The sequence below is a fragment of the Roseovarius nanhaiticus genome, from assembly GCF_900156535.1.
Taxonomy (GTDB): Bacteria; Pseudomonadota; Alphaproteobacteria; order Rhodobacterales; family Rhodobacteraceae; genus Roseovarius; species Roseovarius nanhaiticus.
Genome location: NZ_FTNV01000003.1, coordinates 308,918 through 330,845, shown reverse-complemented (window position 1 = coordinate 330,845; position 21,928 = coordinate 308,918). Strand labels below are relative to the sequence as shown.

General features: G+C 66.8%; 20 protein-coding genes. 8 read left to right on the top strand and 12 right to left on the bottom strand.

Annotated elements, in window-relative coordinates:
• Positions 1–45: 45 nt before the first annotated feature.
• Genes bchY through BW975_RS14725 form a run of 5 tightly spaced genes read right to left on the bottom strand, consistent with a single transcriptional unit; the run spans position 46 to position 5,801 of the window.
• Positions 46–1,707: a chlorophyllide a reductase subunit Y gene (gene bchY, locus BW975_RS14745; protein ID WP_244512580.1), complete on the bottom strand. Its 1,662-nt coding sequence runs from the start codon at positions 1,705–1,707 to the stop codon at positions 46–48.
• A 29-nt stretch (positions 1,708–1,736) separates the two neighbouring features.
• Positions 1,737–2,741: a chlorophyllide a reductase iron protein subunit X gene (locus BW975_RS14740; RefSeq protein WP_076535070.1), complete on the bottom strand. Its 1,005-nt coding sequence runs from the start codon at positions 2,739–2,741 to the stop codon at positions 1,737–1,739.
• Positions 2,738–3,679 (bottom strand): chlorophyll synthesis pathway protein BchC, encoded by a 942-nt coding sequence (gene bchC / locus BW975_RS14735; protein ID WP_076535069.1) that lies wholly within the window; start codon positions 3,677–3,679, stop codon positions 2,738–2,740. Before bchC ends, BW975_RS14740 begins: the two co-directional genes overlap by 4 nt.
• Before the next feature lie 60 nt (positions 3,680–3,739).
• Positions 3,740–4,891: a methyltransferase gene (locus tag BW975_RS14730; protein WP_418314384.1), complete on the bottom strand. Its 1,152-nt coding sequence runs from the start codon at positions 4,889–4,891 to the stop codon at positions 3,740–3,742.
• Between the two features lie 13 nt (positions 4,892–4,904).
• Positions 4,905–5,801 carry a polyprenyl synthetase family protein gene (locus BW975_RS14725; RefSeq protein WP_076535271.1) on the bottom strand — a complete coding sequence of 299 codons (897 nt, stop codon included), beginning with the start codon at positions 5,799–5,801 and terminating at the stop codon, positions 4,905–4,907.
• Positions 5,802–5,931: 130 nt separating this feature from the next.
• On the opposite strand from BW975_RS14725, the gene crtD reads away from it, so the two are divergent.
• Both crtD and crtC read left to right on the top strand, forming a co-directional pair.
• Positions 5,932–7,506 (top strand): 1-hydroxycarotenoid 3,4-desaturase CrtD, encoded by a 1,575-nt coding sequence (gene crtD / locus BW975_RS14720; protein WP_076535068.1) that lies wholly within the window; start codon positions 5,932–5,934, stop codon positions 7,504–7,506.
• Positions 7,461–8,333 (top strand): carotenoid 1,2-hydratase, encoded by an 873-nt coding sequence (gene crtC / locus BW975_RS14715; protein WP_076535270.1) that lies wholly within the window; start codon positions 7,461–7,463, stop codon positions 8,331–8,333. Before crtD ends, crtC begins: the two co-directional genes overlap by 46 nt.
• Before the next feature lie 3 nt (positions 8,334–8,336).
• Here crtC and tspO read toward each other — a convergent pair whose 3' ends face one another.
• Genes tspO through BW975_RS14700 form a run of 3 tightly spaced genes read right to left on the bottom strand, consistent with a single transcriptional unit; the run spans position 8,337 to position 11,447 of the window.
• Positions 8,337–8,822 (bottom strand): tryptophan-rich sensory protein TspO, encoded by a 486-nt coding sequence (gene tspO / locus BW975_RS14710; protein WP_076535067.1) that lies wholly within the window; start codon positions 8,820–8,822, stop codon positions 8,337–8,339.
• Between the two features lie 31 nt (positions 8,823–8,853).
• Positions 8,854–9,927 (bottom strand): 15-cis-phytoene synthase, encoded by a 1,074-nt coding sequence (gene crtB, locus BW975_RS14705; protein WP_076535066.1) that lies wholly within the window; start codon positions 9,925–9,927, stop codon positions 8,854–8,856.
• The gene (locus BW975_RS14700) at positions 9,924–11,447 is read right to left on the bottom strand and encodes a phytoene desaturase (RefSeq protein WP_244512581.1); all 1,524 of its coding nucleotides are present in this window, start codon (positions 11,445–11,447) and stop codon (positions 9,924–9,926) included. Before BW975_RS14700 ends, crtB begins: the two co-directional genes overlap by 4 nt.
• A gap of 203 nt (positions 11,448–11,650) precedes the next feature.
• Between BW975_RS14700 and crtA the strand changes: the two genes are divergently transcribed.
• The 4 genes from crtA to bchO are packed head-to-tail and all read left to right on the top strand — an operon-like array spanning position 11,651 to position 15,961.
• Entirely contained in the window at positions 11,651–12,406 is a 756-nt protein-coding gene (gene crtA / locus BW975_RS14695) for a spheroidene monooxygenase (RefSeq protein WP_076535064.1), read from the top strand.
• A complete protein-coding gene (gene bchI / locus BW975_RS14690; protein WP_076535063.1) occupies positions 12,403–13,407 on the top strand; it encodes a magnesium chelatase ATPase subunit I in 1,005 nt (334 codons plus the stop codon). Before crtA ends, bchI begins: the two co-directional genes overlap by 4 nt.
• On the top strand, positions 13,407–15,101 hold the full coding sequence (locus tag BW975_RS14685) for a magnesium chelatase subunit D (RefSeq protein WP_076535062.1): 1,695 nt from the start codon (positions 13,407–13,409) through the stop codon (positions 15,099–15,101). The genes bchI and BW975_RS14685 overlap by 1 nt, the downstream gene beginning before the upstream one ends.
• 2 nt (positions 15,102–15,103) lie before the next feature.
• Positions 15,104–15,961, top strand: coding sequence for an alpha/beta fold hydrolase BchO (gene bchO, locus BW975_RS14680; RefSeq protein WP_076535061.1), 858 nt, complete (start codon positions 15,104–15,106; stop codon positions 15,959–15,961).
• A gap of 12 nt (positions 15,962–15,973) precedes the next feature.
• On the opposite strand, the gene BW975_RS14675 is transcribed toward bchO, so the two are convergent.
• Both BW975_RS14675 and BW975_RS14670 read right to left on the bottom strand, forming a co-directional pair.
• On the bottom strand, positions 15,974–17,194 hold the full coding sequence (locus BW975_RS14675; protein ID WP_076535060.1) for a DUF3422 domain-containing protein: 1,221 nt from the start codon (positions 17,192–17,194) through the stop codon (positions 15,974–15,976).
• Positions 17,195–17,352: 158 nt separating this feature from the next.
• On the bottom strand, positions 17,353–18,186 hold the full coding sequence (locus tag BW975_RS14670; protein WP_244512582.1) for a metallophosphoesterase: 834 nt from the start codon (positions 18,184–18,186) through the stop codon (positions 17,353–17,355).
• A 272-nt stretch (positions 18,187–18,458) separates the two neighbouring features.
• Between BW975_RS14670 and BW975_RS14665 the strand changes: the two genes are divergently transcribed.
• On the top strand, positions 18,459–19,811 hold the full coding sequence (locus tag BW975_RS14665) for a polysaccharide biosynthesis/export family protein (RefSeq protein WP_083687127.1): 1,353 nt from the start codon (positions 18,459–18,461) through the stop codon (positions 19,809–19,811).
• A gap of 319 nt (positions 19,812–20,130) precedes the next feature.
• Here BW975_RS14665 and BW975_RS14660 read toward each other — a convergent pair whose 3' ends face one another.
• Both BW975_RS14660 and BW975_RS14655 read right to left on the bottom strand, forming a co-directional pair.
• A complete protein-coding gene (locus tag BW975_RS14660) occupies positions 20,131–20,538 on the bottom strand; it encodes a thiol-disulfide oxidoreductase DCC family protein (RefSeq protein ID WP_076535059.1) in 408 nt (135 codons plus the stop codon).
• A complete protein-coding gene (locus tag BW975_RS14655) occupies positions 20,535–21,068 on the bottom strand; it encodes a glutathione peroxidase (protein ID WP_076535058.1) in 534 nt (177 codons plus the stop codon). The genes BW975_RS14660 and BW975_RS14655 overlap by 4 nt, the downstream gene beginning before the upstream one ends.
• Positions 21,069–21,213: 145 nt before the next feature.
• On the opposite strand from BW975_RS14655, the gene BW975_RS14650 reads away from it, so the two are divergent.
• Complete coding sequence (locus tag BW975_RS14650) at positions 21,214–21,885, top strand: cupin domain-containing protein (RefSeq protein WP_425288645.1); 672 nt, start codon at positions 21,214–21,216, stop codon at positions 21,883–21,885.
• Positions 21,886–21,928: the final 43 nt, after the last annotated feature.

The window sequence follows — 21,928 nt, the reverse complement described above, 5'->3', positions numbered from 1 at the left end:
TTGGCGCCCGCTGCGACACAGTCATGCTCAAGTCCTGAACCAGCATCAGATCATCTCCTCTGCGGCGCGGGCACGGGCGGCTTTTTCCAGCTTCTTGGCGTTCAGCTCGCGAAAGCGCGGGTGCAGGTTGGGAGAACCCTCCCAGACGCCGGCGGTGTCGCCATGGCCCACACCCTCGAAAAAGGCTTTCATATCCTTCATCCGGTCCTTGTTGCTGATGGCCGCATTGATGACCTCGGCCAGCGATCCGGCACCGGCGTGGCCCATCAGGGGCCGCGCGGAAATCAGGTTGGTGAAGTAGAGGCCCGGGATGCCCAACTCCTTGGCCTTTTGCACGACGGGCGTCGTGCCGATGGCCAGATCCGGCTTGATCCCCTCCATCGCGGCGCAATCATCCTCCAGCGAGGCGCGGTATTTCACCGTCACGCCCTTGCTGCGCAGCCAGTCGACATCCGCCGCAGACCAGGGCGTTTTCGGGCAGGCCGTGCCGACATAGGGCACATCTGCGCCGCTCTCGATCAGAAGGCGCGCGACCAGAAGCTCCGAGCCCTCGTAGCCCGAAAGCGTGACGGTGCCCTTGATGGGCGCTGCGGCCAGCGCGCCCTTGATGGCGGGCAGGAAAGCGTTTTGCGCGGCGGCAATCTGGCCCGCGCCGATGCCGAAGGCTGCGCCGATATTCGCCAGCCACTCGGCGGTGCCGTCATGGCCCACAGGGGCCGATCCAACGATGGGGCGCCCGGCGGCCTCGAACTCGCGGATCGAGGCGGTGTAGAAGGGATGGATAGCGGCGACCGCGCCGCAATCGAGCGCGGCGTAAAGCTCGCGCCACTCGCGGGTTGGCACCACGGGGCCAGCGGCCAGGCCCATCGGGGCCAGCATCGCGCCGATCATCATCGGGTCCGCCGGAAACATCTCGCCCAGGAGGGCCACGGTCGGGCGGTCGGACTTGCCCGACGCGGGGCGCTGCACCGGGCCTGCCTTGATCTCTTCGCGGGCGTATTTCAGCATCGCGCCGGCCAGAACGTCCTTGGCCTCGGCATGGGTGGGGATGCCGAAGCCCGGCACGTCGATGCCGACCACGCGCACGCCGTCGATTTGCGGCGGCAGCAGGCGCAGCGGCACGCCCGACGCAGTGGGCACACAGAGGTTGGTGACGATGATCGCATCCAGCTTGGCCGGATCGGCCATGTCATGCACCGCCTCGCGGATATCCTCGAAGAGCTTGCCGGTCACGAGCGTTTCGGAATTGAACGGCACATAGCCGACCGAGCGGCGCGCACCGTAGAAATGCGACACGAACGAGAGGCCATAGACGCAGCAGGCCGAGCCCGACAGGATCGTCGCGACCCGCTTCATCCGCAGGCCCACGCGCAAGCTGCCGAAGGCGGGGCACATGGATTGCGGCTTGTCATGGGGGCCGGTGGGATAGTCCTTGGCATATTGATCGAGCACATCAGACGCGCCCGCCTTGCGGGCCGCTTCGCGCATCGTCTCGGCCCCGGCCGAGCATCCCCCCTCGAGCGCCGTGGCTTGAACTTCAGCGGCGGGCACGTCGGCTGCGGGCAGCTCGGGAATGCGGAACTCGGCGGGCGATTTCAGCGCCGCAACCGACATCATCTCGGGCGCGCCGGCGGGCGCTTCGGTGACGGAGACCGCCCCGTCCGCGTCATAGCTGACCTCATAGCCCTGGCGTCCGGCATCATCCATGACGGGCCTCCGAGCCTATGATATGAGGATCACGCCTCATCGTAGATAACCTCGAGGGTTTCGCGGATGACGGCGTTCTTGCCGCGCATGTCGGCATCGGTGGCGGGCACCAATTGGTAATCGCCGCCTGTATCCTTGGCGTCGAAAAGCGCCAGCAGGCCGTCCTGATCCAGCGGCGTCGGACGCACGGGCGGAGCCAGCGCGACGGCATCGCCAAGCGCGGCAAAGAGACCTCCCCATTGGGACTTGTCCGTGCCGACGATCTGGTAATTCGCCGATTTCTTGCGCAGATCGTCATCCTGCGGAATGGCGGCCAGAACGGGGATGTCGACCGCGCTGGCAAAGGCCTGCGCCTCGCCCGAGCCGTCATCCTTGTTGATGACCAGCCCCGCGACGCCCACATTGCCGCCCAGCTTGCGGAAGTAATCCACCGCCGAGCAGACATTGTTGGCCACATAAAGCGATTGCAGGTCGTTGGACGCGACCAGGATCACCTTCTGCGCCATGTCCCGCGCGATGGGCAGGCCAAAGCCGCCGCAGACCACGTCGCCGAGAAAGTCCAGCAGGACATAATCGAAATCCCAATCGTGAAAGCCCAGCTTTTCCAAGAACTCGAAGCCATGGATGATGCCGCGCCCGCCGCAGCCACGGCCAACCTCTGGCCCGCCCAGCTCCATGGCAAAGACGCCGCCCCGCTTGAAGCAGACATCCCCGATCTTGACCTCTTCGCCCGCCAGCTTCTTTTTGCCGGAGGTCTCGATGATCGTGGGGCACGCCTTGCCGCCAAAGAGCAGCGAGGTCGTGTCGGATTTCGGATCGCAGCCAATCAGCAGCACGCGCTTGCCCTGCTCGGCCATCATGTGGCTGAGATTGGCGAGCGTGAAGGATTTGCCGATGCCGCCCTTGCCGTAGATCGCGATGATCTGCGTCTTGGATGTGGGCGCGTCCTGCCGCACTTCCAGATTGGGCTCTTCGGCGGCTTCGTCGCGGAGGCGCTTGTCGAAATCTTTCAGATTTGGAACTTCATCTTTCACGACGCGTCCTTCCAGTTCAGTATCATTTTGAGGCAATCGGGATCGGTGAATGCCGTCTCATAGGCGCGGGTCGCATCAGTGCTATCGGCCTTGTGCGTGATCAGCCCCGCAAGCGAGAGGGCGCCACTTTCGACCAGGGCGCGGGTGGCGGTCAGATCGCCCGATGTCCATTCGGCGGTGACACGCAGCCGCGCCTCCTTCATGAACGCGGGCGGAAAGGCAAAGCTGAGCGGCACGGTGTAAAAACCGGCCAGAACGATCTCGCCGCCGCGCGCAAGGCGCCCGACGAGGGTGTTCAGCATGTCGGGAGCGCCGGAGGCGTCATAGATCGAGGCGTAGTCGCGGCGCGGGTCGGCATCGGGATGCATCACCTCGTAACCATTGGCGCCGGTCATGCGGGACGGGGACAGCTCCCAGACGGTGGGCGCCGGGGCGCCTGCCGCGATGGTCAGCCGCGCCAGAAGGCGGCCCAGCGTGCCGTGGCCGATGATGAGATCCGGCACGGCCTTGCCCTGCCCCGCCATGGCGTGCCGCGCCGTCGCGGCCAGAGCCAGCAGCGCGCCCTCGGCGCCGAAACCGCGATCTATGCGGGTCACGCGGCCGGGCTGTGCCACCAAGCGCCGCGCGGCGCCGCCAAAGAGGCCGAACGCGCCGTCAAAACAGTTGGAGCCGGGGACGAACACCGTCTCGCCCACGCGGTAGCCTGTATCGGCGCCCGCCTCGACGACCTCGCCCATCGCCTCGTAGCCGGGAACCAGCGGATAGCCCATTCCCGGAAAGGGCGGCATGTCACCGGACCAGAAAAGCTTCTCGGTGCCTGTAGAAATGCCCGAATGTGCAATCTCGACCACGATATCCTGGGGGCCGGGTGCGGTGAGGCCCACGTTGCGGACCTCCAGCGCCTTTGGTCCTGTCAGAAGTACCGCTTGAGTTTGCAACTGCCGTTCCTCTCCCTGGTAGCGGGTGGGATCGTGGAATCATCCTCCCACCGCGTTATGTCAGTTTAACCTGACATTATTATCTGTCAACTTGGATTGACACTTTTCGGCGATGATGACGCTGGTCACAAAGGGTCGGCGCGCCACCCGGCGTTGCGTGCGCGCAAATCCGGCGGTCTTGCACAGCGCCTCAATGCGGTCGGCGGATCGGGCGCGCCCGGTGCGCATGGCCATGGTGTAAAGTGCGAAATAGACATCCCCTGCCACGCTGGGCCGCGCGCCGCCGGTCATCGGCTCGGATATGATCAGCCGCCCGCCGGGAGGCAGCGCGGCATGAACCTTGGCCAGCAACTGCGCCACCGTCTGGTCCGAATGGTCGTAAAGAACGCGGATGAGGCTGATCGCATCCGCGCCCTCGGGCAGCGGATCAGAGGTGAACGAGCCCGCAGCGGCGCGAATGCGCGGCCCCGGATCGGCGCCCGCGGCGCCCACCACCTCGGGCAGATCGAAAACCAGACCGCGCAGGTCCGGCGCAGCGTCGCAGGCCGCGCGCAGAAAGGCGCCCGAGCCGCCGCCGATATCCATGAGCAGGCGAATGCCCGTCAGATCGACCGCTGCAAGCGTATCGGCCGCAACCATCCGCTGGCTTTGGGTCATAAGGTCCGAGTACCGCGCCGCAAGTTCCGGATCGCCGCCTGCGCCCGCACCCAGCACATAGGGCCAGAAGCCCGCCAATTCGGTCTCGGTCTCGCCCCGGAAAAACGCCACGGGATCGGCGAGGTCGCGGTAAAGCACATCGTGATGCAGGATCATCTCGCGCAGGCCCGGCACGCCAGCCAGCGCCGCGCCCTTGCGCGTCAGGGCGAAATCACCCTTGCGCGTCATCTTCAGCAGGCCGCCCGCCACATTGGCCCGCAAAAGGACATCCATCCGCTCCGGCGGCATGGCGCAGCGGCGGCCCAGCGCCTGCGCGCTCAGCGGCGCGTCCAGCAGCATCTCCGGGATGCGCAGCTGCACCAGCGCCATCAACGCCTGAGAGCTGCAAAACCCCGCGACGAGACCAAAGAGCGCCTCGCCATCGCGGCGCACGAGGCGGCGGAGGCCGGGCAGACCTGCGGCCAGCGCCTGAAAACGCGGCGAGGCCAGAAGGTGATTGAGCCGCGCCACGATGCGGCGCTGCGGAGGGCGGACCGGATGCTGCGCGATGGGCAGTTCGGTCACGCGCCTATTCTCCGGGAACTGTGCGCCGGGCAGGCGCGGGAGCCGCAGCAGGTGTCACGGGCGCCAGCTTCTCGGCGTAGCGCTGCACCATCTGGGCCAGCATCGCCTCGCCCGGACAGGACGGGATCGACGCGATCGCCCCGCTCAGGCTGTCCTTCAGCTTGGACACCGCGCCCGCAACGCCCAAGGAGGCCACGGCATTGGGGCGGCCATTCAGATCGTCCTGCCCTACAGGCTTGCCCAGCGTCTCGGCGTCATAAAGCGTGTCGCGCAGATCATCGGCAATCTGAAAGGCGGCGCCGATCCGCGCGCCCAGCTCGGCCCATGGCCCCGGCTCCTGCCCGCCCGCGATGGCGCCCATCTGGGTCGCCGCCACAAAGAGCGCGGCCGTCTTGGCGTTGTGATAGGCGTCGAGGTCAATCTCGGCCTCGCTTTCCCATCCCTGCCCGGCGCAGATGCCGCCCGGCATGCCGGTATGCTGCGCCAGCGTCATGACCAGCCGCGCGCTGCGCACGGGGTCGATCTCGGCCACGCGGGCCAGCTGCTCGAACGCCAGGATGATCAGGCTGTCGCCGGTCAGCACGGCCAGAGGCTGCGAGTAGGCCACATGCACCGACGGTTTGCCGCGGCGCGTGTCCGCGTCGTCGAAGCAGGGCAGATCGTCATGGACGAGCGAGCCGCAATGGATGAATTCCAGCGCCGTGGCCGCTGCATCGCCGATCTCGAGCCGGTCCTCGCCGCAGGCGGCGGCGACACCCAGAAGGATCGTGGGACGGATGCGCGCGCCGCCGGGCAAGACGGCGTAATCCAGCGCCGAAGCCAGCCGGCGCGGCGCGGCGGGGGTGCGGCATCTGGCGATGGCAAGGCCCAGCGCCGCCTCGATCCGGTCCGAGAATGCCATCATATGCCCCACCCTTATCTGTGCATGATTGCGACCTGTCAGCTTTACGCGACATATCAATCTGTAAACTAAACTGGACAGTTTCAGCTCATCTGTCAATAATCGAAACGAGACATGGGACGTGAGAGACATGGGCGCACAGGCATCCGACATCATCATTGGCGCAGGCATCGGCGGGCTGTCTGCCGCACTGCGCCTTGCGCATGCGGGGCGAAAGGTGACCGTGCTGGAGCGGCACGGCGCGCCCGGCGGCAAGCTGCGCACGCTGCCCTCCGCTTTTGGCCCGGTCGATGCGGGACCGACGGTTCTGACCATGCGGCCCGTCTTCGAGGCGCTGTTCGCCGATGTGGGCGAATCGCTGAGCGATCATCTGACGCTGACGCCGCAGCGCATCCTCGCGCGGCATTACTGGCCGGATGGCACGATGCTGGACCTCGATGCAGACTCCGCGCAGAGCGCCGCGAATGTCGAGGCGGCCTTCGGCACCCGCGCGCGGGACGATTTCCTGCGTTTTTCCCGCCGCGCGCAGCGGCTCTATGACGGGTTCGACGCGCCCATGATGCAGGCCGCGCAGCCTAGTTCGATGCAGGTGGCGGGCCGCGTTCTGCGCGATCCGGGCCTCGCGCGCGCCATGGCGCCGATGCGCAGCCTTGCGGGGATGCTGCGCCAGGAATTCGCCGAGCCGCGCCTCGCGCAGCTCTTTGGGCGCTACGCCACTTATGTCGGCGGCTCGCCCTATGCGTCGCCCGCGATCCTGGGCCTGATCTGGCACGCCGAAGCCCAAGGCGTCTGGCGCATCGAGGGCGGCATGCACCGGCTGGCCGCCACGATTGCCCGGCTGGCCGAGGCGCGCGGCGCCGAGTTTCACTATGGCGCGGATGTCACGGGGATCGAGGTCGCCAGCGGACGGGCCTGCACGGTGCGTACCGCGACGCAGACCCATCAGGCGACCAGCGTTCTGTTCAACGGCGATCCGAACGCTCTGCGCACTGGCACCCTCGGGCAAGAAGCGCGCCATGCGGTGCCCGTCCGCGCCACCCTGCCGCGCAGCCTGTCGGCCAATGTGCTGGCCTTCGCGGCCAAACCCGAAGGGCCGGCGCTGGCCCATCACACGGTATTCTTCAACAGCGATCCCGAGGCCGAATTTCGCGCCCTCGCGCGCGGCGAGACCTACCCCGATCCCACGCTTTATATCTGTGCGCAGGATCACGGGATCAGCGCGCCGCCTGAAGGCTCTCAGCGCTTCGAGATCATCATGAACGCGGCGCCCTGCCCGGCGGACGCGCCCTCCTCCTCACAAATGGACCAGACAACATGCCTGACGATCATACGCGACACGCTTTCCCGTCACGGCCTCAGGCTGACACCCGCGCCGGGCGCGGACGCGCTGACCACGCCGCAAATGTTCAATCATCTCTTTCCGCAGAGCCACGGCTCCCTCTACGGGCGATCCCCGCACGGGATGATGGCGGCCTTCGCGCGGCCGACGGCGCGCACGCGCCTACCGGGGCTCTACCTGGCGGGGGGCGGGGCGCATCCGGGGGCGGGCCTGCCGATGGCCACCCTCTCCGGGCGGCATGCGGCCGAGGCGATCTTGACGGACCGAACTTCAACCTCGCCGTCCCGCCCAATGGTTATGCCTGGTGGTATGTCGACGGCATCAGCGACGATGGCGCCCGCGCCATCTCGGTCATCGGATTCATAGGATCGGTCTTTTCGCCCTGGTATGCGTGGTCGGGCCGGCGCGATCCCGAAAATCACGTCTGCCTCAACGTCGCCACCTATGGGCCGGGCGGACGCTTTGCTATGACGGACCGGGGCCGCAGCGCGCTGCGCCAGAGCCGCGATCAACTGACCATCGGCCCGTCGTCTATGCGCTGGGACGGCGGGCGCCTGATCATCGAGATCGACGAGGTGTCAGGCCCGCCCATCGTCTCGCGCATGCGCGGGCGCGTCACGCTGACGCCCGAGGCGGTCACATCCGTCGAGCTGCCGCTGACACCGGATGGCAGCCATGTCTGGCGCCCTTTCGCACCGTCCTGCCAGATCGAGGTCGAGATGGATGCGCCCGGCGGCACATGGTCCGGGCACGGCTATTTCGACGCAAATTTCGGCACGCGGGCGCTGGAACAGGATTTCAGCTTCTGGACGTGGGGCCGCTATCCGACATCCGTGGGCACGACCTGCATCTATGATGCCGCGCTGCGCGATGGCAGCAGCCTGGACTGCGCCGTGCATATCGCGCCGGATGGCAGCGCCAGCGTCACCGACGCGCCGCCGCGCACCGCGTTCAAGCGCACGCTCTGGCAGATCCGGCGCGAGACGCGCGCCGATCCGGGAACGGTGCCGACGCAAGTCCTACCCATGCTGGACGCGCCCTTCTACTCGCGCTCGGCGGTGACAACGCAGCTGAACGGCGAGGAGGTGACAGGCGTGCATGAAGCGCTCGACCTCGACCGCTTCGCCTCGCGCCTCGTCAAGCCGATGCTGGCCTTTCGCGTGCCGCGCCGGGCACGTTGGCGATTCGACTGACGGCTAGGTGCCGATTTCGGCGGGGCGCAGGGGCTTTTCATTGGGGTTGAGGCGCCAGACGGTGAAATTCAGCGCGCCCGCGATGCTGACCCAGATGAAATACGGCACGAAGGCAAGGCCCGCCCAAAGATCCAGCTGAAAATGCGTGATCGTCGCGCCCAGCACGGCCACCCAAAGGCAGGCCATCACAGGCAGCGCGCCCTTGAGGCGGCGCAGCCCGAAGAAAATCGGCGTCCAGAGCGTGTTGAACGCGATCTGCATCGCCCAGAACGCCATCGCGTATCCATTCCCCTCCAGCGGCGCCACCCGCGCGCCCGCAAACGCGATTAGCAGATAGATCGACGTCCACATGACGGGAAAGGCCCAGTTTGGCGGGGTCCATAAGGGTTTCGACAGGCGCTCATACCATGGCCCCGTGGGAAACATAGCACCCGTGGCGCCGGCGCCAAAACAGGCTGCAAGGAAAATGGCAAAGAGCGAGATATCCATAAACGCACCCTTTCGGATCGGCGCGGAAAGATCAAGCGCGCCGTCCCTGCTGCCCCCCCATCGCGTCCTGCGCCTTGAGATCGGCCAGCGTCTGGAGCAGCGCGCCGGTCCGCCCGATGCCCCATCCGGGCGCCCTGCCGTCCCGCTCGGCCACGGCATCAACCAGAAACGCCGTTTCGGGCAAGGGCGGCGCAAAGAGCGTCGCGGGCTGCGGCATCAGCGCCGACCCCGCTGCATAGGCCGCCGATTTGCCCAGCCAGCCCAGCTTTTGTAATTTTCCGGTGCGGGCGCGCAGCGTGATCGAATCGTGGCCTTGCCTGCGCAGCTCGGCGCCGATCCCGGCATAGATGAAGCGTGCGGCATAGATGCCGGTGCGCGCGCGGCGCGGCAGGCGCGGCACGCCCGCCTCCGAGCGGAGATAGAGCTTGCGCGCCTCGCCCAGCAGGCGGGCGACCATGGCGCGGATCTCGGGATGGGGCGTGGGATCGGCCATGAACGCCTCGGGGTCAATTCCGGCCTCGCGTAACCACTGCAAGGGCAGATAGATCCGCCCGGCGCGCGCATCCTCGCCCACGTCGCGGGCGATATTGGTCAGCTGCATCGCAACGCCCAGATCGCAGGCCCGCGCCAGCGCATGCGCATCGCGCACGCCCATCAGCACGCACATCATGGCGCCCACGGCACTGGCCACGCGGGCCGAATATGCATTCAGATCGGCAAGGCTCTCATACCGCCGTTCCTCGGCATCCCAGGCCAGCCCCTCCAGCAGCGCCTCGGGCAGCGCGCGGGGCATCTTGTAGCGCGCCACAATAGCGGCAAAAGCGCGGTCCTCGGGCGTATCTCCGGGCGCGCCGGCATAGACGGCGTCCAGCCGCCGGCCAAGGCCCAGCACCGCTTGCGCCTTGTTTCCGCCCTCGTCCACCTCGTCATCCGACAGCCGGCAAAACGCATAAAGCGCCAGCGCCGGGTCGCGCACGGCGGCGGGCAGCACCCTGGACGCGGTATGAAAGGACAGCGATCCGGTGCGAATGACTGCGCGGCAATGCGCCAGATCGCCCGGCGCGATGCCGTGGCCCCTGGCACGATATAAGCCCAGCGCGCTCATTCCGCCGCCAGCCTTTGCACGACCTGCGGCGCGTCCGGCACCAGCTTGGCCAGCACTTCGGCGCTGGAGATCACGCCCGGAAGGCCCGCGCCGGGATGCGTGCCCGCGCCCACCAGATAGAGGCCGCGTGCCTCCTCGCTGACGTTGTGGGGCCGGAACCACGCACTTTGAAAAATACGCGGCTCGATCGAGAATCCCGAGCCGTAGGGCGACAGGTAGCGGTCGCGAAAATGCTCGGGCGTGAAGGCCATGGAGGCCGAGAGCTTGTCCTCGAAACCGGGAATGACCTTCTCCAGCTCGGCGGTCATCTTGCGCTGGTAGCGCGGCGCCTCCCTGGCCCAGTCCACCGGGATCTTGCCGCCCAGATGCGGCACGGGCGAGAGGGCGTAGAACGTGTCATCCCCCTCAGGCGCGGCGCCTTTGTCGGTGACGGTAGGGCGGTGCAGATAGATGCTCATGTCATCCGCCAGCTTGCCCGTCATGAAGATGTCATTGACCAGCCCCTTGTAGCGCGGGCCGTTGAGGATCGTGTGATGGCCCACATCACGCCATTGATCCGCCGTGCCCCTGGTGCCGAAATACCAGACGTAAAGGCCCATCGACCACCGCTGACGCTTCAGCTTGGCCGGGGACCAGCGGCGTTTGGGCATGTTGCGCAACAGGCGGTCATAGGTATGGCCCGCATCGGCGTTGCTGACGACGATATCGGCCCCCATCACCGTGCCATCGGTCAGGCGCACGCCGGTGGCGGCGCCCTCCTCGACCAGGATCTCGTCCACCTCGGCGCCCTGCCGCACCATGCCGCCCTGCCTGCGGATCACGCGCACCATGGCATCGGCAATGGCCTGCACGCCGCCCACGGCGTAATGGACGCCGAATTCCTTTTCCAGATGGCACACCAGCGCATAAATCGACGTGACGTGAAACGGATCACCCCCGATGAAAAGCGGGTGGAACGACAGCGCCATGCGCAGGCGCGGATCCCTGACGCGGGCCGCGACATGGGCATGCACCGACCGGTCGGCGCGCAGCCGTACGAAGGTGGGCAACACCTTGATGATATCCATCAGCTTGTTCATCGGGCGGCGGCCCAGATCCTCGAAGCCGAAGCTGTAGCGCGCCTCGCTATCGGCAAGAAACCGGCGGTAGCCCTTGACGTCCCGCGGGCTGAGCCGCGCGATCTCGGCCACCATGGCCTCGGTGTCGCCCGTCGCCTTGAGGGTCGAGCCATCGGGCCAGCGGATCTCGTAGAAGGGATCGAGCGGGCGCAGATCGACATCCTTGCGGAAATCTTCGCCGCACGCGGCCCACAGCTCCTCGAAGAGTTGCGGCACGGTCACGATGGTGGGCCCCAGATCGAAGCGGTGGCCGCTTTCAGTGATCGAGCTGCCGCGCCCGCCCGCCCGGTCCAGCCGGTCGAGAACGGTGACATGATAGCCCTTGGCCCCCAGCCGCATGGCCGACGCCAGACCGCCAAGCCCGCCGCCGACCACGATCGCGATATTTCCGGCTGCGGACATTGGATCACCTGAGCGTTGCGTCATTCCCGCCCAGCCTACATATGTCCAGTTTAATTTACAATGACCCTGTTCGTGCGGACGGATAGCGCGAGCCGCACCATGAAAACAAACGGGAATCCGAAACACTCCGCGCTTTCCATGAGAGGTCCAATGTGTCAAGGTAGGTTTACGCCACAAGGAGGCCGCAGGGAATCTGGCCTGACATGGATACGCCTGACCGGGACATACCTGACACGGGACAAATCGTGACACTCACCTTCCATCGCTTCGATGGGCTGCGCGCGCGGCTGTGGGCTTTTGCGATGATGGGGCTTGCGCGCCCCGCCATGGCGCGCGTGCCCGGCATCGGTTTTTGGAAACTGTGCGGCTCCGGCACCGGCGTAGGATTTACCCCGCGCCCCAATCTGGGCGTCTACGCCATCCTCGCGACCTGGCCCGATGCCGACACGGCGCGCGCTGCGCTGACCGGGGGCGGCATCCTCGGCCGCTACCGCAGCATGGCGAGCGAGTCGTGGACCGTCCTCTTGCGCCCTCTTTCATCGCGCGGCGCGTGGTCGGGCAAGGCGCCGTTCCAACCGCAAGCGGATGCAGGCGAAGGCACCGCCCTTGCCGCCCTCACACGCGCCACCATCCGCCCTTCGGTGCTTGCCCGGTTCTGGGGGCGCGTGCCGGATATTTCGGGCGTGATCGGCAGCAATACCAGCACCATGTTCAAGATCGGCATCGGCGAAGTGCCGTGGCTGCATCAGGTCACCTTCTCGATCTGGCCCGACACCGCCAGCATGGCCGCCTTTGCCCGCACCGGCCCCCATGCCGAGGCGATCCGCGCCGTGCGCGCCGAAAACTGGTTCAGCGAAGAGCTGTACGCCCGCTTCGCCATCCATTCCGACATGGGCAGCTGGAACTGCGTCTCGCCGCTGGCGCCCAATCCTTCCTGCCTCGCATCGGAGCCTCTATGACCCAGCCATTCCCCTTTTCCGCCATCGTCGGACAGGACGAGATGAAACTGGCGATGATCCTGACCGCCGTGGACCCCTCCATCGGCGGCGTTCTGGTCTTTGGCGATCGAGGCACCGGCAAATCCACCGCCGTGCGCGCCCTCGCCGCGCTGCTGCCGCCGATCACGGCGGTCGAGGGCTGCCCGGTCAACGCGGCCAAGCCCTCCGATTGCCCCGCATGGGCCAATATCACCTCGCCCCGCACGCACAGCATCCCGACGCCCGTCGTCGATCTGCCGCTGGGCGCCAGCGAGGACCGCGTGACCGGCGCGCTCGATATCGAGCGGGCGCTGGTCGATGGCACCAAGGTGTTTCAGCCGGGCCTCTTGGCGCAGGCCAATCGCGGATACCTCTATATCGACGAGGTGAACCTGCTGGAGGATCACATCGTCGATCTTCTGCTGGACGTGGCCCAATCGGGCGAGAACGTGGTCGAGCGTGAGGGGCTGTCGATCCGCCATGCGGCGCGCTTCGTCCTCGTCGGCTCGGGCAATCCCGAGGAAGGGGAGTTGCGCCCCCAGCTGCTGGATCGGTTCGGCCTATCGGTCGATGTGACATCGCCCACGGATATTGCTAGCCGCGTCGAGGTGCTGCGCCGCCGTGATGCGTTCGATCATGACAAGGCGGCCTTCATGCTGCGCTGGCAGGCCGAGGATGCCACCATCCGCGATCAGATCCTGCGCGCGCGTGTCGCCCTGCGCGAGCTGAAGCCCGACGAAGCGTGCCTCCATGACGTGGCCGAGCTGTGCATCGCACTGGGATCGGACGGCGTGCGCGGCGAGCTGGCCCTCCTCAAGGCCGCGCGCGCCCATGCCGCCTGGCGCGACGACACCGCCATCACGCGCAGCCATATCCGCGCCGTTGCGCCGCTGGCCCTGCGCCACCGGCTGCGGCGCGATCCGCTGGATGATGCGGGATCTGGCGCGCGCGTCGGCCGCGTCATCGAGACCGTGCTGGGCTGATGCCCACCGCGCCTGCCCCCGTTCGCCATGAGCATCCCAGCTGGACGCGCGCCATGCTGGCGCTGCGCCTTTTGGCGGTGGACCCCGTCGGTCTGGGCGGGATCACCTTGCGCGCGCGCAGCGGCCCGGCGCGTGATGCGTTTCTTGCGGCGCTGAAAGGCTATCCCCGCCCCGCCCGGCGCCTTGGCCCCGATATCGACGATGCCGCGCTTTTCGGTGGGCTGGACCTCAACGCGACGCTGGCCGCAGGCCGGATGGTCCGGCAAGCCGGACTGGCCGCGCATGATGGCCCTCTGATCCTGCCCATGGCCGAGCGGGCGCGCCCCGAACTGGCCGCGCGGCTGGCCGCAATGATGGATAGCGGCACTCACGCGCATCCGCTGATTGCGCTCGACGAGGCGGCCAGCGAAGATGAGGGCGCGCCCTCCGCGCTGACCGACCGGCTGGCCTTTGCGCTGGATCTGGAAGGGCTGAGCCTGGCGGATATCGCGCCCCTGCGCTCTACCCTGCCCGGACCCCTGCGCCTGCCCCGCCTTGGCGAAGATCACATCCACCGGATCGCCATGCTGGCCGAGGCCCTTGGCGTGCCCAGCCCGCGCGCCGCCTGCCTCGCGATGCGCGCCGCGTCCGCCCACGCGGCGCTGGAGGGCCGCGCCGACGTGAGCGATGCGGATATCGAGATCGCGGCGACGCTGGTGCTGGCGCCCCGCGCCACCTGCCTGCCCGAGATGGAGGAGGAGGCGCCCCCGGAGGTGCCGGAGCCGCCCGAGACCCCGCCCGAGAGCGAAACCGAGCCGGAGGCCCTGCCCGATCAGCTGCCGGATCAACTTCCGGACGACATTCTGATCGAGGCCATCCTGGCGCGCCTGCCCGAAGATATGCTGGCCCGCATCGCAAGAGGCAAGGCCCGGCAGGCCAAGGGATCGGGCAGCGGCGACAAGACGACCGGCAAGCGGCGGGGCCGCCCCCTGACACCGCGCAAGGGGCGCCTCGGCGGCGCCGCCCGGCTCGATCTGGTGGCCACGTTGCGCGCCGCCGCCCCATGGCAAAAGGCGCGCGCGGCGCAGCGCCCGGACCACGCCGGCCTGCATATACGCCCGTCCGACATCCACCTGCGCCGCTACGAGGAACGCGCGGACCGCCTTTTGATCTTTGTCGTCGATGCGTCGGGATCGGCGGCCATGACCCGCCTCGCCGAGGCCAAAGGCGCGGTCGAGCTGATGCTGGCCGCCGCCTATGCGCGGCGCGATCACGTGGCGCTGATCGGCTTTCGCGGCACCGAGGCCGAGGTGCTGCTGCCCCCCACACGCTCGCTCGTGCGGACCAAGCGGGAGCTGGCCGCCCTGCCCGGCGGCGGCGCCACGCCCCTGGCTCATGGCCTGCGCGCCGCGATGGAGCTGGCCCGCGCCGCGCGGGCCAAGGGCATGACGCCGACACTGGCCCTGTTGACCGACGGGCGCGCCAATATCGCGCTGGATGGCAGCCCGGACCGCGCGCGCGCCGGCGAGGATGCCGCCGAGATGGGCCGCGCCATCGCCGCCAGCGGCGCAAGCGCGCTGGTCGTCGATATGGGCGCACGCCCCGAGACGGCGCTGGAGACGCTCGCAAGCGCGATGCACGCCCCCTATTTCGTGCTGCCGCGCGCCGACGCGCGGCGCATTTCCGAGGCCGTTCGCTCGGTCATGGACGGCTGAACATGCGCTGGCCCCAGGATAGTGAAGGCTGGCCCATCACGGCGCAGTCGCGGATGATCCTGCACCGCCCGCATCGCTGGCATGTGCAGGAGATGGGCGATGGGCCGACGCTGATCCTGCTGCACGGCGCGGGCGGCGCCACCCATAGCTGGCGCGGCTTGATGCCCATCCTCGCGCACTCCTTCCACGTCATCGCGCTCGATTTGCCCGGCCAGGGGTTTACTCAATCCGGCGCGCGCCAGCGCAGCGGGCTGGAGGGCATGAGCGCCGATATCGCCGAGCTGATCGCGGCGGAAGGCTGGCTTCCCGCCGCCCTGATCGGCCATTCGGCGGGCGGCGCCATCGCGCTGGATCTGGCGCTGCGTATCGCGCGGCCGGACATGCGCATCGTGACGCTGAACGCGGCGCTGTCGAATTTCTCGGGCGTGGCCGGATGGCTGTTCCCGCGGCTGGCCAAGCTCTTGGCCATGACGCCCTTCACTGCCGATCTTTTCGCCGCAACGGCCTCGTCGACGGCGAGTGTCACGCGCCTCATTGAGGGAACGGGGTCAAAGCTGCCGCCCGAGGGCATCGCGCTGTATCAGCGGCTGGTTTCAGACCGCGCGCATGTGGACGCGACGCTGGCCATGATGTCGCAATGGTCGCTGGAGGATCTGCTTGCACAGCTGGGACGGATCGAGAACCGGACGCTCATGCTGACCGGCGCACGCGACCGCGCTGTGCCGCCCGAGGTGTCCGAGCGTGCCGCCGCCCGCATGCCCCATGCGCAGGTGCGCAAGATGCCCGGTCTGGGACATCTCATGCACGAAGAAGCGCCCGAGGACGTGGCAGAAGTTATTACGGCGTTTTTGGCGGAGTGATGCGGCGGGCGCTCATGCGCCCTTTTCCCAACGCCCGCGCAGACGGTGGAGCGTGATCCAGACCGCTGCGACCACGATGGGGACCGATATCGCGATCAGCGTTGTCTGCGGCATACCCGGCCAGATATGGGGTGCCGCCGCCTTCAGCACGTAGGACAGAAGGCCAACCGCGTAATAAGAGATCGCGACAGCCGACAGCCCTTCGACCGTCTGCGCGATTAGCACCTGCTTGCGGTTGCGCGCATCCAGCGATTTCAAAACCGTCTGGTTGTCACGGTTCAGCGCCAGGTCAATGCGCGTGCGCAACAGCGACAGCGCCTGTGACAGATCGTCGATCAGCGTGCGCTGACGTGCGGCGGTGCTGTCGATCGTCGCCATGCTCGGCTCCAACCGCGAGCGGACGAAACCGCTGATGGTTTGAAGATCGTCCAGCTTCTCCTCCTCCAGCGAGGTCAGGCGCTGTTGGACGAGATTGTAATAGGCAAGGCTGGCCGAAAAGCGGAAACGCGTAGAGGCGCGCATCGCATTACTTTTCTGCAAAAGCTGCGACAGATGCTCGAAAAGCGTGCCGTCGCCCTCGATGCTCTCGGAGCCCATGGCGCCCACCACCTCGATCAATCGCCGCTCGTCGCCCGCCAGGCTCTCGCCCGTACGCCGCGCCAGAGGCAGACCCAGCAAGCAAAGCGTGCGGTAGGTCTCCATCTCGATCAGGCGCTGCACGCGGCGGCCCGTCTCGTCGGGCGATCCGGGCCGTGCGTGAACATGATAAACGATGAAACCCGCAGGATCGGGCGTCAGGGTCGAAAGGACCGCCATACCGCCGCGCATGGTGCCGCCGAAGGCGCGGGCCGGTGGCATCGGCTTGGTCCCTTCGGGTGCCATCTCGACGCGGGTCAGCGTGATCGCCTCGGCGCCCTCGACCGCTGCGATACGGTTAAGCAGGTCTGTCAGCTCGGCGCTCTTTCCGTCGTTCGCAGCCAACAGCGTGATGGACATGAATTCGGTATGCTGTTCCAGCTTCAGCCCGAAGCGACCGTAATCTTTCTTCCAATGGCGATCGTTTTTCAGTTCGGGGTCGATCCCTAAGAGGCCAAACAGCGCCAGCCGCGCCTCACTGGTGCAGCCAAGCCCCAGATGCAAAAGGGTGTCGCCGGGTGAAGCGGGCATCGGCGGTCGGGCATGCGGCTCGGCGATGACCGATTCGCGGTCGGTATGAAATGACCAGTTCGCCATGCGCGCGCCCTTCATGCTTCGCGCGCGGATCAGGCCGGGCGCCGGGTGTTGAAGCGTAGCATAGGTCCAAGTTCGGCACGATTGCACGTGTCGCCGCAGACTGCGGTATCAAAAGTACGGGCGCTGTTGCGGATGGGCTGTCCCAGACGTGGCGCGATCTACAGAAAGCGGCATGCGCCTGCTGTCAGCGCCGCCGCAGTCAGCCGCCCTGTGGCGTAGGCGCCGGTGTCGACGCAGATGCGGCCCGGCTCCAACAACGGCTCCTTGACGATGGTGTGGCCATGGACAACCCATAGCCCGTCCTGCCGCGGCTTGGCGCCGAAATCCTGGTGACCCCAGATCAGCGCGCGATCTTTTTGATCCTCGGGCGCGCGCGCCGGGTTCATCGCCGCGTGCACGCAAACCATGTTCCCGCTCTGCCACCAGAGCGGTAACGCGCGCAGCCAATCGGCCATCCCGTCGGGCATCGCACGGGCCAGCGCATCGCTGGCCTCCATCATGTCCTCGACCGGAGCCTTGCCCGGCGACTTGGCATCCAGACCGTCCACGCCATAACTGGCCAGCGTCTCGATCCCGCCATTGATCAGCCAGCGCGCGCCGCGTCCGGCGGGATCATCGAGGAAATCCAGCATCATGCGTTCGTGGTTGCCACCAAGGCAGGTGACCATGTCGGGCATCGTCTCGGCCATACCGCGCAGGCGCGCCAGAACCTCGGCCGAGCGTGGGCCGCGATCGACGTAATCGCCCAGAAAAATCAGATCTGCTGCATCGAACCCGCGCGCCGCCGCATCCGCGTCAATCCGTTCGATCATCGGCTCGATCAGGTCATCGCGCCCGTGCACATCGCCAATGGCGTAAAGCGGGCGCGCGGGCGCGATCAGGGCCGTATCGATGTCGTTGGTCCCGCTCCTGTCCGTGCGGCCCGCTTCGGCGCCGGAGGCGCTCTCAGCGCCTTTTTTTCGGCCAAACGCCCGCGTGATCAAGTTGCGCATGTTAGATACGAGCCCTGCAATCCAAAAAAAACGCTGCCAGACGTCACGTCGGCGCCGCTAAACATAAGGCGTTCCGCCCCCCGCAACAAGGCCGCCACCCAAGCGCTTCCCAGGCGAATGCCGCGTCGCCACCTCATGCACGGGGCCGCGAAAGCCTGCGGCTTGAGGGCAACAAGCGGGGCGCAGCGGCATCCGTTTGGGCCATAGCGGGCTTGCAACAAGCCCCAGTTTGAGGGCAAAGGGGGACACCAGCACAACTTGGCGGAGACATCATGCTCAAACGATTGGCCCTGGCGATCAGCCTGACTGCCCTGACAGGCTGCGGCGTTGCCTATATCTCGCCCAAAGTCAGCGATGCCGGCGACGATGTGCGCGTTCTCAAGCTGACAGCCGATTCTGTGCGTGTCGCAAACGGCGCGCCCTACCGCCCCAAGGAATTGCCCGCCGTCTTTTTTGCCAATGCCGGCAGCGGCGGCGGCATGAGCGCCGGCGGCGGCGGCCCCGCTCCGTCGATCGACCGTCAGAACCGGCCCGCCAACATGGAAATCCGCCTGCTGCCCGAAGTGAACCCCGGTCCCTACGAGATCGGCGTCGGCGATGTTTTGCTCCTGGCGACCAAGACGGCCGGGAACAACACCGTCGAAGAGCTGAGCGGTCTTCTGGCGGCGCAGAACGCACGCCAAGGGTATACGGTGCAGGATGACGGCGCCATCGCGATCCCCGATGTGGGCCGTGTCCGCCTCGCCGGTCTTACTTTGGAAGAAGCCGAGGCGATGCTGTTCCAGCGCCTTGTCGAGAACCAGATCGATCCGACTTTCAGCCTCGAGATCGCCGAATTCAACTCCAAGCGCGTGTCCCTGGGCGGCGCCGTGGGCAATCCGACCGTCGTGCCTGTGGGCCTGACGCCCCTCACGCTGGACGCCGCACTGGCCGCGGCGGGCGGCATCGCGACGTCCGACCTCGACTATGCGTCAATCCGCATTTACCGCGACGGCACGCTCTACCAGATCCCGCTGAACGAGTATCTCAGCCGGCCCAATGTGCAGAAAAGTCGCCTCGTCGATGGCGATAGCGTCTTTGTCGATACCGAGTACGAGCTGGCCCGCGCGCAGGCCTATTTCGAAGAGCAGATCCGCCTTGCCGAATTCCGCCAAGGCGCACGGGTGCAGGCGCTGAACGCGCTCAACTCCGAGGTGACGCTGCGCCGCAACGCGCTGGACGAGAGCCGGGACAACTTCCGCGCCCAGATGGAGATGGACGCCGTCGACCGCGACTATGTCTACATGACGGGCGAATTCCGCACGCCCAGCCGCTTTGCCCTGCCCTTCGGGCGCGAGGCGTCCCTGGCCGATGCGATGTTCGAGACCGGCGGGTACACGACTGAAAAGGCCAATCCCAATCAGCTTTACGTGCTGCGCGGCTCGCCCGAGCCGGGCCGGCCAGATCTGGTGACAGCCTGGCACCTCGATGCATCGAATGCCAGCAACATGATCCTGGCCACACGCATGCAGCTGCGCCCCAATGACGTGGTCTTCATCGCCGAGCAGCCGATCACGCGCTGGAACCGTGCGCTGCAGCAATTCGTGCCGTCGCTCATCACCAGCGGCGCGGCGCTGTCGCAGTAAAGCCCTTCAGCGAAAACAACAGAGCAGCCGGGCCCGTCGAGGTCCGGCTGCTCTCCTTTTGGGGATCCGCATTGGACAGACCGCACCGCTCTGACGCCCGGCTGCGGCCATGATCAAAGAGCATGAGATACAGTGCAACCTAGGCTGCGGCCTTGGCCAGCACCATCAGATCGCGCACCAGCCCTGAAAACCAAGGGTGATGAGCATCGCGGGTTTGGGGAGGTCGCATTGCCGCCGATGCGCCACTGTCTGCCCCATTCGCCTCGATAGCAGCGCAAAACGCGTGGTCGCGCCGCTTGCCTATTTCAGGGCGCAGCGCCTACGACCGTGACAGGCGTTTGAACGCTCCGACCATCTGGGGACGTATCTTGAGGAAGCCGCGATAGGCCAGTTCCAAAACCGGAAGCACGCCGGGCACGCGCGCAATTCGCGCCGCCCATTTCCAGCCCGGCACCTGGCGCCACACCTCGGCAAAGGCCGCGGCCCCCGAGGTCAGTTGCGCATCCGGCGTAAGCACGTGAAAACGGGCCTTGGCCTCCTCGGGCCCCAGCCCCTCGGGCAGGTTTGCGCCCTCTTGCGAGACATCGACGAGGCCCAGCCGCCCCTCGCGGTCGCGGCGCGCGTAATGCGACAGCTCCGCCCGGCAAAGCGGGCATGCCCCGTCATAATAGACCGTGATCGCGGCATTCTCGCGGTTCTCGCACGCAACGAGCGCGTGATCTTTCATTGCAGCAGCGCCTCGACCGCGCCAGTGATCTCGCCAGACAGCGGATCGACGCCCGAAGGATACGTACCGACCACCGCGCCATCCGGCCCGATCAACACCTTGTTAAAATTCCAGCGCGGCTCAAACCCGGTCTTGCTGCGCAGAGAGGCATAGAACGGGTGCGCGCCCTGCCCCCGGACATGCGTGATTTGCGTCATGGGCATGTCGATCCCGTATTGCAGCTCGCAAAATTCCTTGACGGCCTCGTTGCTGTCCAGCTCCTGGCTGAAATCATCCGACGGCACGGCCAGCACAACGAGACCTTGCGCGCGATAGCGATCATACAGATCCTGAAGGCCGCGATATTGGCGGGTAAAGGCGCATTGCGACGCCGTGTTGACCACCAGCACGGGCTGCCCGCGCCACTGATCCACAGCCAGCTCGCCGCCGTCTATCGACGCGAATGGCGCGGCCAGATCTACTGCGCGCGCGGGTGCGCCAATGAGAAACCCTAGACCGAGGGCCAATGTCAGTGCCAAAAATCGTGTCATTTAGGTGCCTCCGGGACCATAAACAGGCTCAGCGCCCGTCGATAGAACAGATAGCGCGCCTGCGCGGCGGTCCAACTTGAAATTCCCGGCATTGCTGTCATCTACCCCCGCAGACCCCAATCCAAGCCCGACCCCGAGAGGCCCCATGATGCAGATCAATGCCGACTTCACCAAAGCCGTCCTGCTGCAAACTGGCGATTTGCCATGGCACGGCTCGCCGGCCGCGGGGGTCGAGCGGCGCATGCTGGACCGGATCGGCGGAGAGGTAGCGCGCGCCACCAGCATCGTGCGCTTCAAGCCCGGTCACAGCTTTGATGCGCATACCCATGGCGGGGGCGAGGAGTTCGTCGTTCTGGAGGGTGTATTCTCGGATGAGCATGGCGATTATCCGGCGGGCAGCTATGTGCGCAATCCCCCGACCACCCGGCACACACCCCGCTCGGACGCGGGCTGCACGATCTTTGTCAAGCTCTGGCAATTCGATGCGGACGATCGCACCCCGGTGTCCATCCGCATGGAGGACCGGCTCGGTGCGCCCCGGGACGGCATCCGGCGCGGGACGCTACACAGCGATGCGCGCGAGTGTGTCAGCCTGATCCAGATGGCCCCCGGTGCGCATCTGCACGAAGCGGTCGAAGGCGGGATCGAGGCACTGATGCTGAACGGTGCGGCAACCCTCGCGGATACACCCTTTGCCAAGGGCGCTTGGCTGCGACGGCCCGATGGTCAGCCGCTGGATCTGACCGCCGGCCCCGAGGGGGCGCGACTTTGGATGAAAACAGGCCATTTGCGCCACGTCCGCACACCTGCGGGATAAATCCGGCGCCTGTTGAACGCATCATCCAGCCAGGCGCCGCATC

Bases quoted from the DNA above. Each gene is read 5' to 3' on its own strand.
- bchY (WP_244512580.1), bottom strand. From the start codon at position 1,707: ATGGATGATGCCGGACGCCAGGGCTATGAGGTCAGCTATGACGCGGAC.
- BW975_RS14725 (WP_076535271.1), bottom strand. From the start codon at position 5,801: ATGGCATTCTCGGACCGGATCGAGGCGGCGCTGGGCCTTGCCATCGCC.
- crtD (WP_076535068.1), top strand. From the start codon at position 5,932: ATGGGCGCACAGGCATCCGACATCATCATTGGCGCAGGCATCGGCGGG.
- tspO (WP_076535067.1), bottom strand. From the start codon at position 8,822: ATGGATATCTCGCTCTTTGCCATTTTCCTTGCAGCCTGTTTTGGCGCC.
- crtB (WP_076535066.1), bottom strand. From the start codon at position 9,927: ATGAGCGCGCTGGGCTTATATCGTGCCAGGGGCCACGGCATCGCGCCG.
- BW975_RS14700 (WP_244512581.1), bottom strand. From the start codon at position 11,447: ATGTCCGCAGCCGGAAATATCGCGATCGTGGTCGGCGGCGGGCTTGGC.
- crtA (WP_076535064.1), top strand. From the start codon at position 11,651: ATGGATACGCCTGACCGGGACATACCTGACACGGGACAAATCGTGACA.
- bchI (WP_076535063.1), top strand. From the start codon at position 12,403: ATGACCCAGCCATTCCCCTTTTCCGCCATCGTCGGACAGGACGAGATG.
- BW975_RS14685 (WP_076535062.1), top strand. From the start codon at position 13,407: ATGCCCACCGCGCCTGCCCCCGTTCGCCATGAGCATCCCAGCTGGACG.
- bchO (WP_076535061.1), top strand. From the start codon at position 15,104: ATGCGCTGGCCCCAGGATAGTGAAGGCTGGCCCATCACGGCGCAGTCG.
- BW975_RS14675 (WP_076535060.1), bottom strand. From the start codon at position 17,194: ATGGCGAACTGGTCATTTCATACCGACCGCGAATCGGTCATCGCCGAG.
- BW975_RS14670 (WP_244512582.1), bottom strand. From the start codon at position 18,186: ATGCGCAACTTGATCACGCGGGCGTTTGGCCGAAAAAAAGGCGCTGAG.
- BW975_RS14665 (WP_083687127.1), top strand. From the start codon at position 18,459: ATGCTCAAACGATTGGCCCTGGCGATCAGCCTGACTGCCCTGACAGGC.
- BW975_RS14660 (WP_076535059.1), bottom strand. From the start codon at position 20,538: ATGAAAGATCACGCGCTCGTTGCGTGCGAGAACCGCGAGAATGCCGCG.
- BW975_RS14655 (WP_076535058.1), bottom strand. From the start codon at position 21,068: ATGACACGATTTTTGGCACTGACATTGGCCCTCGGTCTAGGGTTTCTC.
- BW975_RS14650 (WP_425288645.1), top strand. From the start codon at position 21,214: ATGATGCAGATCAATGCCGACTTCACCAAAGCCGTCCTGCTGCAAACT.